The following is a 560-nucleotide window of genomic DNA, read 5'->3' as shown; positions in this document are numbered from 1 at the left end:
ATGTTGATCTGCTTCAACAGAATTCGAACCCTTGTTATCACCGACTGCCAAATCGCCCGATAACAGGGGTTTTTTAATGTCTTTTTGCATCAAATTTTGTCCCCGAGTTAATGAATAGTATCAAGTAAAAGAAAAAACAGCGAACTTACTTCGTAAGTTGCTGTTTTTTAACGAGTATCAAACAGTGTTTAAAAGTTTAGGTGTAGCACCTTTTGCAACATAAAAAACAACATTTCGACCCGAAGCAAGCGCACCGCATGGAATGCTGACACGCTTGTTTTTTAGGCTTTCATATTCCTTGCCATTTTCAACAGTAAGATCTATTAGTTCATTTTTTTTATCGCCATTAGGTAGTTCAAACTCCCCTAAAAGTTGGATCTTGTCTCGATCGGCAAATGCCTCACCAGTTTTTTTGTCTTTACCACCTTGTTGAGTAAAAACATTAATTATTGTGCCTTCTAACTTAATCATAAGTGTCCTTCCTGTTCCAAAACCATAGATAAACCTTCTTCGTGCTCTATAACCGAAGCTTCATAAGCTTCGATTGCGCCATCTGGTAA

1 protein-coding gene is annotated in these 560 nt (G+C 37.7%); it reads right to left on the bottom strand.

The window, feature by feature from the left end:
- Positions 1 to 177: 177 nt before the first annotated feature.
- Positions 178 to 471 (bottom strand): hypothetical protein, encoded by a 294-nt coding sequence (locus KTI79_RS19100; protein ID WP_039099860.1) that lies wholly within the window; start codon positions 469 to 471, stop codon positions 178 to 180.
- Between the last annotated feature and the right edge of the window lie 89 nt (positions 472 to 560).

This window comes from Acinetobacter sp. WU_MDCI_Abxd143, assembly GCF_025514195.1.
GTDB classification, from domain to species: Bacteria; Pseudomonadota; Gammaproteobacteria; order Pseudomonadales; family Moraxellaceae; genus Acinetobacter; species Acinetobacter pittii_H.
Note: the sequence above shows the minus strand (reverse complement) of the source record. Positions and strands in the feature narration are given on the sequence as shown.

Bases quoted from the DNA above. Each gene is read 5' to 3' on its own strand.
- KTI79_RS19100 (WP_039099860.1), bottom strand. From the start codon at position 471: ATGATTAAGTTAGAAGGCACAATAATTAATGTTTTTACTCAACAAGGT.